The sequence below is a fragment of the Sulfitobacter sp. M13 genome (assembly GCF_053474885.1).
This window is the reverse complement of the sequence record NZ_CM130281.1, coordinates 1,423,000-1,436,719: the sequence shown is the minus strand read 5'-3', so window position 1 is coordinate 1,436,719 and position 13,720 is coordinate 1,423,000. Positions and strand designations below refer to the sequence as shown.

The window sequence follows — 13,720 nt, the reverse complement described above, 5'->3', positions numbered from 1 at the left end:
AACCCCGCATCAGCACGAGGCTGAGCGGGGCAAAATCTTGAGCAATACAGCTACCGCGGCGCGTGGCCGCAGCAGATGTCAGATTATTGGCAGCGTACCGCGCCGGACTGGCAGGCCAGTACGTTTGCGCCGGCACCGATGGCTGCACCTTGTGCAAGGCTACCGCCTGTGACCGCTGCGGCACCAGCGCCCACGACACCACCGCCAAGCGCTTGCTCGCCCAGTGTATCGCCACAAGCGGCAAGGCCAGCGGACGCAGTAACGGCGAGAAGAATTGTTTTGATGGACATGGGTATAAACCTTTTATTGAACGTGCGTTATTCGCGATGTGATACTGCTTAACGCACGATTTTGTAGAAGGTTCCACAGCCGTCGGGAAAAGAGCACGCGCCCCCGTCAAACTGGGCATACTCTTGCCCAGTACGCAAAGCGCATAGCGAAAAGCAGCCGGAATGATGGGGGCAACGCGCATCATTAATCCCCGAACGCGTCAGGAAAAGACGCGCGGGCCAGCGCTTCGTTGATGACCAGCATCGCCTCGTAGTCGGCAGGATCAAACGGATCGTCTACCGCAACCACTTCACGGCCAAATAGCCACGACAAACGCCCGGCATCAAGATTGCCCCTCTCGAACGGCTGGTCGCCAAAGGCTTCCCAGAGCGCGCGCATAAAGGCGGTGTCAACGCGACGGTCCGCCGCCTTGCGATCAGACCGGCGTTCGCGGCGGGTCAACGGGGTGATCCCGCGCGGGTTGGCGCGACGAATGACGAATTGATAGTCTGAACCGGGCATACGCCCCGGGAAACCGCGATGCTTCAGCATGATGCCCCCCAGACTGCAGGGGAAATGCGCGGTGAAACCCCTGCGTTAATCGCCGCAGAGGGAATGGAGACAGGCGCAGACGCCTGCCCCCAGCAAGTCTTACTTGTACTTGCCTGTGTACACGGGCTCAACCGAGATGGGCTCGGGTGCGACCACGACATATTCTTCTTGCTGCTTGGGTGCGCATGCCGAAACGGCTGCGATAAGGCCGAAAGCGGCCAGCATTGTGATGCTCTTGGACATCTAAGTCTCCTGTCACTGTTTAAAGGGCCTGGCACTGCCTCATGCCAATCAGACCCCGGTTTTAAAGTGGGCAATACATCGGTATTCCCCGCCGCGACATTATCGCAGTTCAAAGCGGTTGGATACGGTGTGGTTTCCAATCCGCCCAAATGTGACGCCAAAGTCGCAGTTCGGTGCGCTGGTACCGCAGCGCTCGCAAGATGTTGTGGGTGCATCAAAGGCCCTCCCAGATACAGGTGTCGTTGCTCAGGCGAAACGCCTCGAAAAACTGTGTGGCCTCGGGGTCTGACACCCCGAATTCCGTGACGCGATCAGCCAAAGAGATCACAATGACCTCTCCGTTCAGCGCGTGTTGCGCCATATAGGGAATGGCCAGCGCGTCGCACAGATAGGTCATATCGGCCCCTACCTGCGCAAAGTCCACAGTGCCTGTATCACGCGCGATATATGGTGCGACGAAACGGAAGCGCAGCCATGTTTCGGTCTCCACCTGATCAACCAAAACTTCTTGCAGTTCCAGGCTTTGCCCCGACGGCATTTCGACCGCGCTGGCCGCGACGGCACCCGCGGATGTCGCTGCAAGCAACACCGATGCAGCAAACCACGTCAACGCAGACGCCCGGTGGGGGCGGTCCGTGCAACTGAGTTGACAAAGGGCGGGGCGAACTGTCACCGAAAGGGGTCTCCTGCCCCTTGTGGTCCCTGCGCGGACACCACAAGGGTTGCGAATTGTACCGACGTTAAAGCGGGATGTTGTTGTGCTTCTTCCAAGGCATCGCGGCTTTCTTGTTGCGCAGCGAGGCAAAGGCGCGGGCAATCCGCTTGCGGGTCATGCGGGGCTGGATCACCTCGTCGATAAAGCCGCGTTCTGCCGCAACAAACGGGTTCGCGAAACGCTCCTCGTAATCGGCCGTGTGGCGGGCGATCTTTTCGGGATCATTTAGATCGGCACGGTGGATGATCTCTGTCGCGCCCTTGGCCCCCATCACGGCAATCTCGGCTGTGGGCCACGCATAGTTAAAGTCGGACCGCAGGTGCTTGGACGCCATCACGTCATAGGCACCGCCATAGGCTTTGCGGGTGATAACCGTCACCATCGGCACCGTTGCTTCACCATAAGCGAACAACAGTTTTGCGCCGTGTTTGATCACACCACCGTATTCTTGCGCGGTACCGGGCAGGAAGCCGGGCACGTCGACCAGCGTGAGGATCGGAATTTCGAAGGCATCACAGAACCGCACAAACCGCGCGGCCTTGCGCGAGCTGTCGATATCCAGACACCCCGCCAGCACCATCGGCTGGTTCGCAACGACGCCCACAGTGCGCCCTTCGATGCGGATAAATCCGGTTAGGATGTTCTTGGCGTAATCTTCTTGAATCTCGTAGAAATCAGCCTCGTCAGCCAGCTTGTGGATCAGCTCTTTCATGTCGTAGGGCGTGTTGGCGTTGCTCGGTACCAATGTATCCAGCGACGCCTCGATCCGGTCAGGTTCATCAAAGAACGGGCGGACGGGTGGTTTTTCACGGTTATTCGCGGGCAGGAAATCGACCAGACGACGGACTTCGGCCAGCGCTTCGACGTCATTTTCAAACGCGCCATCCGCGACAGAGGATTTGCGCGTGTGCGTGGACGCGCCGCCCAGTTCTTCTGCGGTGACCTGTTCGTTGGTCACGGTTTTCACCACGTCAGGGCCGGTCACAAACATGTAAGAGGTATCTTTGACCATGAAGATAAAATCGGTCATCGCAGGCGAATAGACCGCCCCGCCCGCGCAAGGCCCCATGATCACGCTGATCTGCGGGATCACGCCCGAGGCTTCGATATTGCGCTGGAACACTTCGGCATAACCGGCAAGGCTGTCGACGCCTTCCTGAATACGCGCACCACCGGAATCGTTAATACCGATAACCGGCGCACCATTCTGGATCGCCATGTCCTGAATTTTGCAAATCTTCTGCGCGTGGGTCTGCGACAGCGAGCCGCCGAAAACGGTGAAATCCTGACTGAACACATAGACCAGACGACCATTGATGGTGCCCCAGCCTGTGACAACGCCGTCGCCTGCGGGTTTTTGCTGTTCCATCCCGAAATCCGTGCAGCGGTGTGTGACGAACATATCGAATTCTTCGAACGACCCTTCATCAAGCAACAGGTCGATCCGCTCGCGGGCGGTCAGCTTGCCACGGGCGTGCTGCGCGTCGATGCGCTTTTGCCCTCCGCCCAATCGAGCATCATCACGGCGGGTTTCAAGCTGTTCCAGAATATCTTTCATCACGCACCTCTATAAGATTTCCCGTATGCTAACGCCGGGCCGGTGCGAACCAAAGCTCATTTTTGCAAATTTGCAAATATTATACATTTGCATTTTTGCTAATTGAAAACTTGCAAATTGTTCGGTTACCGTATGGTTCTGGATAGACAAGGTTCAACCGCAGGCATACTTATATGTAATGACCAAGGATAACCCCGTCCGCTTTCTGGATAAAACCTCCCCCCCGCATATTTCGACGTTGATCCTTTTGTCGGGGATTGGCGCGCTGGCGATGAACATGTTCCTGCCAAGCCTTCCCGCTATGGCTGAATATTTCGACACAGATTATTCCGTCATGCAGCTGTCAGTCCCGCTTTACCTGCTGTGCAGCGCGGTATTGCAGGTTATTATCGGGCCCGTTTCCGACAATCTGGGGCGGCGTAATGTGCTGCTGTGGGGGCTTGCGATATACATGGTCGCGACGGTCGGGTGCATCTACGCGCCCACGACGGCCGTGTTTCTCGCGTTCCGCTGCGTTCAGGCGATCGTGGCCGTATCAATGGTGCTGAGCCGTGCGGTGGTGCGCGACATGTTCGCCCAAGACAAAGCCGCGTCGATGATTGGCTATGTCACGATGGGCATGGCGCTGGTGCCTATGATCTCTCCCGCTGTGGGCGGGTTGCTGGAACAGTCGTTTGGCTGGCAGGCAACCTTCTGGGCAATGTTCTGGATCGGCGGACTGGTGCTGGCGATTACATGGTTCGATCTTGGCGAAACCCATGTCGCATCGGGCCGCACACTGGCCCAACAATTTGCCGAATACCCTGAACTGCTCGGCTCGCCGCGGTTCTGGGGGTATTCGATGGCCGCAGCCTGCTGCTCAGGCGCGTTCTTTGCTTATCTGGGCGGTGCGCCCTTTGTCGGCAGCGTGGTCTTTGGCATGGAACCGGCAGAGCTTGGTCTTTATTTCGGTGCGCCCGCCGTGGGCTACTTCCTTGGCAATTTCATCACGGCCCGCAAAGCAACGGTCGTCGGTGTGAACACGCTGGTGCTGTGGGGCTGTCTGGCCAATGCAGTCGGTGGCTCTGTCTCTATGTTGATCTTCTTGCTGGGCTATGGCTCGCCGCTGTCGTTCTTTGGGATGATGACGCTGGTCGGGCTTGGCAACGGGCTGTGCATCCCCAACGCGACGGCGGGCCTTTTGTCGGTGCGTCCGCATCTGGCGGGCACGGCATCGGGGCTTGGCGGGGCGATCATGATCGGCGGCGGTGCAGGACTGAGCATTCTGGCCGGTGCACTGCTGAGCGAAGAAACAGGCGCCTACCCGCTGCTGTGGATCATGCTGGCCACAGCCGTCGCAGGCGTGGCGTCGATACTGGTCGTGATCCGCCGCGAACGGGCGCTTGGCATCGCCTGACAAGCCTTGCCGCGGCAAGTTTGCAAAGATACGGTTTGCAGAACAGCAAACTTTGCAAAGGCCCCTCCCCTGATGGCGATCCAAAAGCTTTACGCTGGCGCAAAACTACGCGAGCTGCGCACCAAACTGGCCCACACCCAAAAGGAATTCGCCGCGCGGCTTGGCGTGTCTCTCCCGTACTTGAACCAGATGGAGAATAATAACCGTCCGGTCAGCACCACTGTCGTGTTGGCGCTGGCATCGGAGTTTGGGATGGACGTGACCGAACTGTCGAGCGGCGACAGCGCACGGCTGGTCAGTGACATGCGCGAAGTGCTGTCGGACCCTGTGTTCGAAGGTGATGTGCTGCCGTTGGCGGATGTGCAGCTTGCGGCTTCAAATGCGCCGGGGCTGGCGCGGGCGTTCATCAAGCTGCATCAAAGCCATCGACAGACGCAGGAACGTCTGGCCTATCTGGACGAAGCATTGGGCCGCGAGGATGCCCGCCCGTCCCCCAGCCCATGGGAAGAGGTGCGCGATTTCTTCCATTATTGCGACAACTACATTGATGCGGTGGACCGCGCCGCCGAATATTTCGCCCGCGATACCGGCAGCGGCCAAAGCCTGCGCGACACCACCAAAGCCGCCCTATCCGCCGCCGGGATCACAGTCGCGTTCGACGAGACGGACGCCCTGCGCCGCTATGATCCGGCCAGCGGCGTGCTGCATGTCTCTGCCCGCGCCTCGCAGGCAACGCAAACGTTCCAGATGCTGTTGCAAGTCGCGCTTGTGCGGCAGAACGACCTGCTTGAAGCGACACTGGATTTCGCCCGCTTCAACAGCCCTGCTGCCCGTGACATCGCGAAGATGGGGTTGGCGAACTATTTTGCCGGGGCCGCATTGATGCCCTATGGCCGCTTTCTGGAGCACGCTCAAAGCTGTCGTCATGACCTTGAGGTCCTTGCGACGCAATTCGGGGCCTCGATCGAACAGGTCGCGCACCGGCTGTCGACGCTGCAACGCCCCGGATCAAAGGGCATTCCGTTCTTCTTTGTGCGCGTGGATCAAGCCGGCACGATCACCAAACGCCATTCGGCCACGCGGCTGCAATTTGCCCGTTTCGGCGGAGCTTGCCCCCTATGGAATGTGCACAGCGCGTTCGAAACGCCCGGCCGTTTTCTGCGCCAGCTGGCCGAGACACCGGATGGGGTGCGCTATATCTCGTTGGCGCGCGACATATCGAAACCGGCGGGGCGGTTTGGCGCACCGGTCCGGCGCTATGCGATTTCGCTGGGATGCGAGGTCCGCCACGCGCCCGCGCTGGTCTATGCCGACGGAATGGATACAACACGCGCCTCGGCGTTTGAACCGATCGGTATTTCCTGCCGCATCTGCGAGCGCAAGCATTGCCATCAACGGTCTGTGCCGCCGCTGGAACGTCAGTTGGTGGTCGATCCGAACCTGCGCGACGTGCTGCCCTATCAGGTAGAGTAATGTGCTATCGCCGTGCGGCCCGCCATCCTGCGGCACGTGCTTGCGCGGCGGTGCAGAACCAATGTTCGCCCTTATCGGTGCGGATCACGGTGCGGTCATAATCGCGCTGGCCCGGCGTATGGAATATCCGCGTGCCCTTGCTGCTGACGTTGCCTTTGATCTCGCAACCACCCGGACCCGCTGACGCGGCGGGCTTTGTCGCTGTTTTCGACGCCTTGCGAAAGACATCAGGGCGCTGCGTTTCATAGGCGTGTACCCCGCGTCGCGCCTGTTTGGCAGCCGCTTCGGTCTTGACGTAATCGCGGCTGTAGCGCGCATAGGAAAACGCCAGCCCTGCCGCGACCAGAGCCTGCCCCATATCCTGCCCGAGCGCTTTGCAGCGTGCCACGGTCCGACCATAGCGGTCGGTATCGACCCTCACACAATCAGCGCGTTGCCCGTCATAGCTCTGGCGGACCAAGGACGACACCCAAGCGCCGCAGTTCAACACGGTACCATCCGCTGCCGTGCAGGGTTGATCCCCCTCGACGGCATCGATACCGAATAGTCGGATGCGGGTTTTGCCAAGGGCGATTGTATCGCCGTCAATCACCCTGATCACACCGGTGATACGCGGTTCGACCGCCGCAGACGGCTGCACGGTTGCGACCACAAAAGCCGCGGATAATAGTGTTTTAAGTATTAATTTCATATCCGGCTGATTGGGACGTTTCCGCGCCCTAATCAACCGGAGATATTAAGAGAGGTTAATTTTCATGCACCACCGTGTCATGTCGTCCCTGTCACCCAATAGCGCCTGCCTTAGCGCTGCGAGGTTTCCCAATCGGGGTGAATCCAAGGCGCGTCATTTGATGCTGCCAATGGGTCAAGGCCCAGCACATGGTCCGAGATTTTCTCGCCGACCATGATGGACGGCGCATTGAGGTTGCCGTTGGTGATCCGCGGAAAGATCGAGCTGTCGGCGACGCGCAGCCCCTCTACGCCGATCACGCGGCCCTGAGGATCGACGACCGCCTGCGGGTCATCGGCGCGGCCCATGCGGCAGGTGCCGCAGGGGTGATAGGCGCTTTCGGCATGTTCGCGGATAAAGGCATCAAGTTCGTCATCGCTTTGCAGGTCAGCCCCGGGCTGAATCTCGTGTTTGACGAAGGGTTTGAACGCGTCCTGTGCAAAGATCTCGCGGGTGAGGCGAATGCAATTGCGGAACTCCTCCCAATCTTTTTCCTGCGACATGTAGTTGAAAAAGATTTTGGGCGCGTCGGCTGGGTCGCCGGACGCCAGCGTGACCGACCCGCGCGACGTGGATCGCATCGGCCCGACATGGGCCTGAAACCCGTGCCCCTCAGCCGCCGCCTGCCCGTCATAGCGCACGGCAATCGGCAGGAAGTGATACTGGATGTCCGGGTATTTGATCCCCGCTTTGGACCGGACGAACGCCGCACTTTCAAACTGGTTCGACGCGCCCATGCCGGTTTTCGTAAACAGCCACTGCGCCCCGATGACAGCCTTCGAGAAGACGTTCCAGTGCTTGTACAACGTGATCGGCTGGCTGGCGGCCATCTGGATATACAGTTCAAGGTGGTCTTGCAGGTTTTGCCCGACGCCCGCGCGGTCGGCGACCACGTCGATGCCGTGCTCTGCCAGATGTGCAGCTGGGCCGATGCCCGACAGCATCAGCAATTTAGGAGAGTTGATGGACGACGCCGCGATGATAACCTCACCGCTGGCACGCAGAATTTCGGTTTTGCCACTGCGCAGCACTTCGACGCCGACAGCACGACCGTCCTCGATCACGATCCGCTGCGCCAAGGCACGGACCAGTTCGACATTGCCGGTCTTTTGCGCGGGCCGCAGATAGGCGTTGGCCGCGGACCAGCGGCGGCCTTTCCAGACCGTCTGCTCCATCGGGCCAAAGCCTTCTTGCTTTTCGCCGTTATAGTCGTCGGTTGCTTCATAGCCCGCTTGCTTGCCCGCCTCGACAAAGGCTTCGAACAACGGGTTTTCACGCGGGCCACGGCTGACATGCAGCGGGCCGTCGGTGCCGCGCCACTCGGGGTCGCCCCCGTGGCCACCATCGTGCCAGCTTTCCATACGTTTGAAGTAGGGCAGCACATCGGCATAGCCCCAGCCATCGGCACCCTGTTCGGCCCAATGATCATAGTCCATCGCATGACCGCGCACATACACCATGCCGTTGATCGAGGATGATCCACCAATCACCTTGCCGCGCGGGGTCGCCAGACGGCGGTTATCCAGATGCGGCTCTGGCTCTGACTGGAAGCCCCAATCGTAGGTTTTCATGTTCATCGGGTAGGACAGCGCCGCAGGCATCTGGATGAACGGTCCGGCATCACTGCCGCCGTGTTCGATGACCAGAACCTTGCGCCCCGCTGTCGCCAAACGATACGCCATCGCGCAGCCCGCGCTGCCCGCCCCTACGATAATAAATTCAGCTTCCATCTTATCGCCTTTCTTCCGTATGTCTCGGGCGGGTCAGGGAGGCCCTAGGCCGCCGCGCGTCTGGCGCGGCTTGTCCTTGATGCGCTCATGACTTGCATCCCAACAGTGACGAGGTGCCTTGAGGATCAGGCCGATCCCCAAGGCACCTCTCAACAATTTTCCCTGCGCCTTAGAAAGGCGCTTCCATATCGCCCATGCGCACGTAGACGGTTTTCAGCTGGCTATAGTGATCAATCGCCGCCTTGGAGTTTTCACGCCCCACACCGGAGTTTTTCATGCCGCCAAACGGCGCTTCGACCGGCGCATCGTTATAGGTGTTGATATAGCAGGTGCCTGCTTCGAACCCCGCCGCGACGCGGTGCGCGCGGGACAGGTCTTTGGTGAACACACCGGCGGCCAGACCGAATTCGGTCGCATTGGCGCGGGCCATGACCTCTTCCTCGGTGTCGAAATCCAGAACGGACATGACCGGCCCAAAGATTTCTTCACGCGCGATAGACATGTCGTCGGTCACATCGGCAAAGACGGTGGGCTGCATGTAGAACCCTTCACGGTCAATCGCCGAGCCACCAAAGACCAGACGCGCGCCTTCGGCCTTGCCCTTTTCGACATAGCTTAGCGCGATCTCCATCTGGCGCTTTGATACCATCGGGCCAAAGCTGGTGTTGGGGTCCATCGGGTCGCCAATCACCGCGGTGTCGAGACGTTCAGCCAACCGCTTGAGGAAAGCTTCCCTGATGTCGCGGTGCACAAAGACGCGGGTGCCGTTCGAGCAGATTTGACCTGAGCTGTAGAAGTTACCCAGGATCGCGCCGCTGATGGCGTTTTCGATATCGGCGTCTTCGAACACGATCATCGGGGACTTGCCGCCCAGTTCCATCGTGACGTGCTTGATGCCTTCGGCGGCGGCGGCATAGACCTTGCGGCCTGTCGGCACAGAGCCCGTCAGCGATACTTTGTCGACGCGCGGGTCGGTCACAAGGGACGCGCCCACGTCGCCCATGCCTTGCACAACGTTATACAGACCGGCGGGCAGCCCTGCCTCGACCAGAATTTCCGCGACTTTCAGCGCACACAGCGGCGTTGTTTCGGACGGTTTGAAGATGATCGAATTGCCACAGGCCAGCGCCGGTGCGCCTTTCCAGCAAGCGATTTGCGTCGGATAGTTCCACGCGCCGATGCCGACACAGACCCCCAGAGGTTCGCGTCGGGTATAGACCCAGTCTTCGCCCAGCTGGATATGCTCGCCCGTCAGCGATGCGGCCAGCCCGCCGAAATATTCAAGCGCGTCCGCGCCACTGGTGGCATCCGCGACAGAGGTTTCCTGATAGGGTTTGCCCGTATCATAGGTTTCGAGGATCGACAGATCGTGGTTGCGTTCGCGCATAATGTCGGCTGCACGGCGCAGGATGCGGCCCCGTTCGGTACCGGTCATCGCCGCCCAAGCCCGCTGCGCTTTGCGTGCGGCGGTGATGGCCTTGTCCACGATTTCAGGCGTGGCGGCGTAGACGGTCGCGATCACTTCGCCGGTGGCCGGATAGATCACCTCGATCGGGGTGCCATTGGTGTCTTCGACGTATTCGCCGTTGATGAAGTGGCTTGCTTTGGGTTGCGTTTGCATAGGTCTCTCTTTTTCGGTTGGGCCCCGCCCGTACGGCGGGGCCTGATAGGTTTAAGGTTTATTCGGCAGCCACATTGGGGTTGCCATCCAGCCCGTGCAGGTGGCGGCGTTTGACAAAGAACATATAGCCAAGCGCCAGCAGGTAGATGCCTATGACGATGGTCCCGACCCACTGGATTTGCAGCCACTGGCTTTGGAACAGCAGGGTCAGCACGAACAGGCCGATGGCGTTGGCAAAGACGTAAGACACCGTGCCAAAGCGTTCTGTCGTGAAGTTCAGGTTATCGGTGTAAAGGCGGATCAAACTGTCGAAGGAGTTGATCACGAACACGATGCCCACGATGGTCATAGCCCAGTTCGGGAAGCCTTCGGTGCCGATGCCATTCAGGTGGTAATAATACAGCACCGAGAACCACAGCCCCAGCGGGATCGACGGGAACACCAGCAAGGAAGCCAGCAGCTGCCACGTTTTCAGCCCGCCGACAAAACGGCTAACGAACTGTCCGATCATGATCGACCATGCGAACCACCAGAACAGGTAGAATTCGTGGTAATCGGTCAACGGGATGACGAACTTGTGGATGTTGGTGAAATAGCCGCCCAGATTGCTTGCGGTTGAGGCGAATTCGCCCAGTCCCATGCCGGCGTTCAGCCACATGTAAGCAATCAGCGCCAGAAACAGCAGCGTCGAGCTGACAGAAAGCACGCGCACGAACTTGAGGTCCGTCGAACTGAATGCCGCAATCAGGATCACGAGGAAGCAGATCAGGTAGAAGACCGGCAGGATCGTCTCTCCGTCGCCGACCTCGGCGATGTAATAGGGCATATAGATCAGGAACAATGCACCCGTGAAGGCGCAGGTAGTGATGATGACGATGTTGTTCAGCAGCTTGATCGCGGGAATTTCAAAGAACTTCACCCGCGGTTCAATCGCGCAGAAATAAAAGGTCGTTAGGAAATAGAAGGCCCAGATCAGAAAGCCCCAGAACCCGAATTCGAGCGCCAGCGGATTGGTGAACGCATAGGCAGGCTCCGCGCCCGTATCCGCATAAAGCGGATAGTCAAAGGCCAGTGGGAACATGATCAGCCCCACATCCAGACCCGAGGTGAAAAGGATCGCGATAAAGGTGAACAGCGGCACCGGCGTCACACCGGTCAGCGGCAGGTTCCACCACTTGATCGTACAAAAAACGGTTAGGCTCAAGGCCATGATGACCCCGAACGAAATGATGGTTGTTAACATATTGTCCCTCCGTATTGGGGGTGCATTATTATTTTGGGTGCCCGCACCCCTTGGGCGGTTGTGCTATTCGCCGCGCGGAAAACGTTTGTTGTCTTCGAGCACGTTCAAATCCATGTGGTTGCGCATGTATTGCTCTGACGCTTTGCGCAGCGGCTGGTGATCCCAAGGATAATATCCGCCCTTGCGCAGCGCCTCGTAGACGATCCAGCGGCGGGCCTGACTTTTGCGCACATCAGCGTCAAAGGCAGCCAGATCCCAGCGGGCATCAGCCTTGGCCGACAGGGTCAGCCGCGTCCCCTGATGGGCGGGTTCCTCGGCAAGGTTGGTCAATTCATGCGGATCAGCGTCCAGATCGAACAACTGGTCAGGATCAAGGGCGCAGCGGTTGAACTTCCACTTGCCATAGCGCAGCGACACCATCGGCGCGTAAGACGCCTCTGCCGCGTATTCCATGGCGACGGGTTCGGTGCGTTCAATCCCCTGCCCCATGGGCACCAAAGATTGCCCCGTGGTCCACTCCATCAGTTCGTCCATCGACACGCCGGCCAGATCACAGACCGTCGGACAGACATCGATGTTGCTAACGGCGGTTGTCTGCAGACCGGGCTCCATCTGCGGCGCGGCGATCATCATTGGCACGCGGGACGACCCTTCGAAAAAGCTCATTTTGAACCACAACCCGCGCTCGCCCAACATATCGCCGTGGTCCGAGCAAAAGACGATAATCGCCTCCTGCCGCGTCTCCTCTAGCGTTTGCAGAATTTCCCCGATCTTGTCGTCGAGATAGCTGATGTTGGCGAAATAGGCCTGACGCGAGCGTTTGATGTCCCCCTCAGTGATGTCAAAGCTGCGCCAGTCGTTCGCATCAAAGATGCGTTTGGAATGGGTGTCCTGATTGTCGTACCCCAGATCGGGCACCTCGGGCAGCAGGTGGTCACAATCGTTGTAGAGATCCCAGTATTTCTTGCGCGCCACATAAGGATCATGCGGGTGCGTAAAGCTGGCGGTCAAGCACCACGGGCGCGGATCAAGACCGCGTGACAGGTCGTAAATCTTGCGCGTCGCCTCATAGGCAACGGCGTCGTCATATTCCATCTGGTTGCTGGTTTCAGCCACGCCCGCACCCGTGACGGACCCCATGTTGTGATACCACCAGTCGATGCGCTCGCCGGGTTTGCGGTAATCCGGCGTCCAGCCAAAATCGGCGGGGTAGATATCAGTGGTCAGGCGTTCTTCGAACCCGTGCAGCTGGTCGGGGCCAACGAAATGCATCTTGCCCGACAGGCAGGTCTGATAGCCTGCGCGGCGCAGGTGGTGCGCATAGGTCGGTACGCTCGACGGGAATTCTGCTGCGTTGTCATAGACACCCGTGGCCGAAGGCAGTTGCCCCGACATAAATGCCGCCCGTCCCGGTGCGCACAGCGGGCTGGCGGTATAGGCGTTCTTGAACCGCGTCGACCGCGCGGCCAGTTTCTTGAGGTTCGGCGCGTGCAGCCAGTCGGCGGGACCGTCGGGAAACAGCGTACCGTTCAACTGGTCAACCATCAGGATCAGGATATTGGGCTGGGTCATACCGCGGTCCCCACAAGCATATGCAGGACGGATAAGGCACGGTCACTGGCGGTGCGCGCATTTCCATCATCGGACAGTGCGGCCCGTAGGTACAGCCCGTCAATCAAGGCGGCCAATGTGTCGGCATCCCCGGACGGATCGTCCGAGATCGGGCGCAGCGCATAGGTCAGGTTCGACCGCAAGCGCCGCTGATACACCACCAGAAGGCGATAGGTTTCAGTATTGGTGCGCGACGAGGCATAGAGCGTCATCCAGGCGCTGACGGTGGCCGGGTCGAAATAGCTTTCCTCAAAGCTCGCGCGGATGATGGCTTCGGCGCGCCCGAGAGGGGATTTGGTCAGCCGGAGTTCGCGCCGCACCTCGGCGCTGTATTCCGACAGGATATAGCGCATGGCTGCCAGAAAAATCTGATCCTTGCCGCCAAAGTAGTGGTGCGCCAGCGCCGATGACATACCAGCGCGGCGCGCGATCTGGCCAACCGTCACATCCAAAGACTGTGCGGCACCGATTTCGGCAATCGTCGCTTTGACCAATGCGTCGCGGCGAATAGGCTCCATTCCGACTTTGGGCATAAAGAATCCTTAGTGGTTTGATAGCGTCTGGCTATCAAACCTACG

The 13,720-nt window shown here is 59.3% G+C and carries 13 protein-coding genes; 2 read left to right on the top strand and 11 right to left on the bottom strand.

Annotated features, from left to right (window positions below; genetic code table 11):
* Nucleotides 1–83: 83 nt before the first annotated feature.
* The 5 genes from ACVBAU_RS06795 to ACVBAU_RS06775 all read right to left on the bottom strand — a co-directional run bounded on the left by ACVBAU_RS06795 (nucleotide 84) and on the right by ACVBAU_RS06775 (nucleotide 3,338).
* Nucleotides 84–290: a hypothetical protein gene (locus ACVBAU_RS06795; protein WP_037943771.1), complete on the bottom strand. Its 207-nt coding sequence runs from the start codon at nucleotides 288–290 to the stop codon at nucleotides 84–86.
* Between the two features lie 184 nt (nucleotides 291–474).
* Entirely contained in the window at nucleotides 475–822 is a 348-nt protein-coding gene (locus tag ACVBAU_RS06790) for a hypothetical protein (RefSeq protein ID WP_138923859.1), read from the bottom strand.
* A 99-nt stretch (nucleotides 823–921) separates the two neighbouring features.
* Nucleotides 922–1,065: a hypothetical protein gene (locus ACVBAU_RS06785; protein WP_167354535.1), complete on the bottom strand. Its 144-nt coding sequence runs from the start codon at nucleotides 1,063–1,065 to the stop codon at nucleotides 922–924.
* Between the two features lie 214 nt (nucleotides 1,066–1,279).
* Nucleotides 1,280–1,675, bottom strand: coding sequence for a DUF6497 family protein (locus ACVBAU_RS06780; RefSeq protein WP_138923860.1), 396 nt, complete (start codon nucleotides 1,673–1,675; stop codon nucleotides 1,280–1,282).
* 130 nt (nucleotides 1,676–1,805) lie between these two features.
* Nucleotides 1,806–3,338, bottom strand: a complete 1,533-nt coding sequence (locus ACVBAU_RS06775) for an acyl-CoA carboxylase subunit beta (protein ID WP_448328652.1) — start codon at nucleotides 3,336–3,338, stop codon at nucleotides 1,806–1,808.
* 178 nt (nucleotides 3,339–3,516) lie between these two features.
* Between ACVBAU_RS06775 and ACVBAU_RS06770 the strand changes: the two genes are divergently transcribed.
* On the top strand, nucleotides 3,517–4,734 hold the full coding sequence (locus ACVBAU_RS06770) for a multidrug effflux MFS transporter (RefSeq protein WP_138923862.1): 1,218 nt from the start codon (nucleotides 3,517–3,519) through the stop codon (nucleotides 4,732–4,734).
* A gap of 72 nt (nucleotides 4,735–4,806) precedes the next feature.
* Nucleotides 4,807–6,207, top strand: a complete 1,401-nt coding sequence (locus tag ACVBAU_RS06765; protein ID WP_138923863.1) for a helix-turn-helix domain-containing protein — start codon at nucleotides 4,807–4,809, stop codon at nucleotides 6,205–6,207.
* A 4-nt stretch (nucleotides 6,208–6,211) separates the two neighbouring features.
* Here the strand turns inward: ACVBAU_RS06765 and ACVBAU_RS06760 are convergent, their stop codons facing one another.
* The 6 genes from ACVBAU_RS06760 to betI all read right to left on the bottom strand — a co-directional run bounded on the left by ACVBAU_RS06760 (nucleotide 6,212) and on the right by betI (nucleotide 13,675).
* The gene (locus tag ACVBAU_RS06760) at nucleotides 6,212–6,898 is read right to left on the bottom strand and encodes a thermonuclease family protein (protein ID WP_448328650.1); all 687 of its coding nucleotides are present in this window, start codon (nucleotides 6,896–6,898) and stop codon (nucleotides 6,212–6,214) included.
* 110 nt (nucleotides 6,899–7,008) lie between these two features.
* The gene (gene betA, locus ACVBAU_RS06755; RefSeq protein ID WP_448328648.1) at nucleotides 7,009–8,667 is read right to left on the bottom strand and encodes a choline dehydrogenase; all 1,659 of its coding nucleotides are present in this window, start codon (nucleotides 8,665–8,667) and stop codon (nucleotides 7,009–7,011) included.
* A 169-nt stretch (nucleotides 8,668–8,836) separates the two neighbouring features.
* The gene (gene betB, locus ACVBAU_RS06750; RefSeq protein WP_448328646.1) at nucleotides 8,837–10,288 is read right to left on the bottom strand and encodes a betaine-aldehyde dehydrogenase; all 1,452 of its coding nucleotides are present in this window, start codon (nucleotides 10,286–10,288) and stop codon (nucleotides 8,837–8,839) included.
* Between the two features lie 58 nt (nucleotides 10,289–10,346).
* Nucleotides 10,347–11,531, bottom strand: coding sequence for a BCCT family transporter (locus ACVBAU_RS06745; RefSeq protein WP_448328644.1), 1,185 nt, complete (start codon nucleotides 11,529–11,531; stop codon nucleotides 10,347–10,349).
* A gap of 63 nt (nucleotides 11,532–11,594) precedes the next feature.
* Nucleotides 11,595–13,103 carry a choline-sulfatase gene (betC, locus tag ACVBAU_RS06740; protein ID WP_448328642.1) on the bottom strand — a complete coding sequence of 503 codons (1,509 nt, stop codon included), beginning with the start codon at nucleotides 13,101–13,103 and terminating at the stop codon, nucleotides 11,595–11,597.
* Nucleotides 13,100–13,675, bottom strand: a complete 576-nt coding sequence (gene betI, locus ACVBAU_RS06735; protein WP_093733315.1) for a choline-binding transcriptional repressor BetI — start codon at nucleotides 13,673–13,675, stop codon at nucleotides 13,100–13,102. The genes betC and betI overlap by 4 nt, the downstream gene beginning before the upstream one ends.
* Nucleotides 13,676–13,720 lie beyond the last annotated feature (45 nt).

Excerpts from the sequence above, each read along its gene's own strand:
- ACVBAU_RS06760 (WP_448328650.1), bottom strand. The coding sequence starts at position 6,898 with ATGAAATTAATACTTAAAACACTATTATCCGCGGCTTTTGTGGTCGCA.
- ACVBAU_RS06775 (WP_448328652.1), bottom strand. The coding sequence starts at position 3,338 with ATGAAAGATATTCTGGAACAGCTTGAAACCCGCCGTGATGATGCTCGA.
- betC (WP_448328642.1), bottom strand. The coding sequence starts at position 13,103 with ATGACCCAGCCCAATATCCTGATCCTGATGGTTGACCAGTTGAACGGT.
- ACVBAU_RS06785 (WP_167354535.1), bottom strand. The coding sequence starts at position 1,065 with ATGTCCAAGAGCATCACAATGCTGGCCGCTTTCGGCCTTATCGCAGCC.
- betB (WP_448328646.1), bottom strand. The coding sequence starts at position 10,288 with ATGCAAACGCAACCCAAAGCAAGCCACTTCATCAACGGCGAATACGTC.
- betA (WP_448328648.1), bottom strand. The coding sequence starts at position 8,667 with ATGGAAGCTGAATTTATTATCGTAGGGGCGGGCAGCGCGGGCTGCGCG.
- ACVBAU_RS06770 (WP_138923862.1), top strand. The coding sequence starts at position 3,517 with ATGACCAAGGATAACCCCGTCCGCTTTCTGGATAAAACCTCCCCCCCG.
- ACVBAU_RS06790 (WP_138923859.1), bottom strand. The coding sequence starts at position 822 with ATGCTGAAGCATCGCGGTTTCCCGGGGCGTATGCCCGGTTCAGACTAT.
- betI (WP_093733315.1), bottom strand. The coding sequence starts at position 13,675 with ATGCCCAAAGTCGGAATGGAGCCTATTCGCCGCGACGCATTGGTCAAA.
- ACVBAU_RS06745 (WP_448328644.1), bottom strand. The coding sequence starts at position 11,531 with ATGTTAACAACCATCATTTCGTTCGGGGTCATCATGGCCTTGAGCCTA.
- ACVBAU_RS06765 (WP_138923863.1), top strand. The coding sequence starts at position 4,807 with ATGGCGATCCAAAAGCTTTACGCTGGCGCAAAACTACGCGAGCTGCGC.
- ACVBAU_RS06795 (WP_037943771.1), bottom strand. The coding sequence starts at position 290 with ATGTCCATCAAAACAATTCTTCTCGCCGTTACTGCGTCCGCTGGCCTT.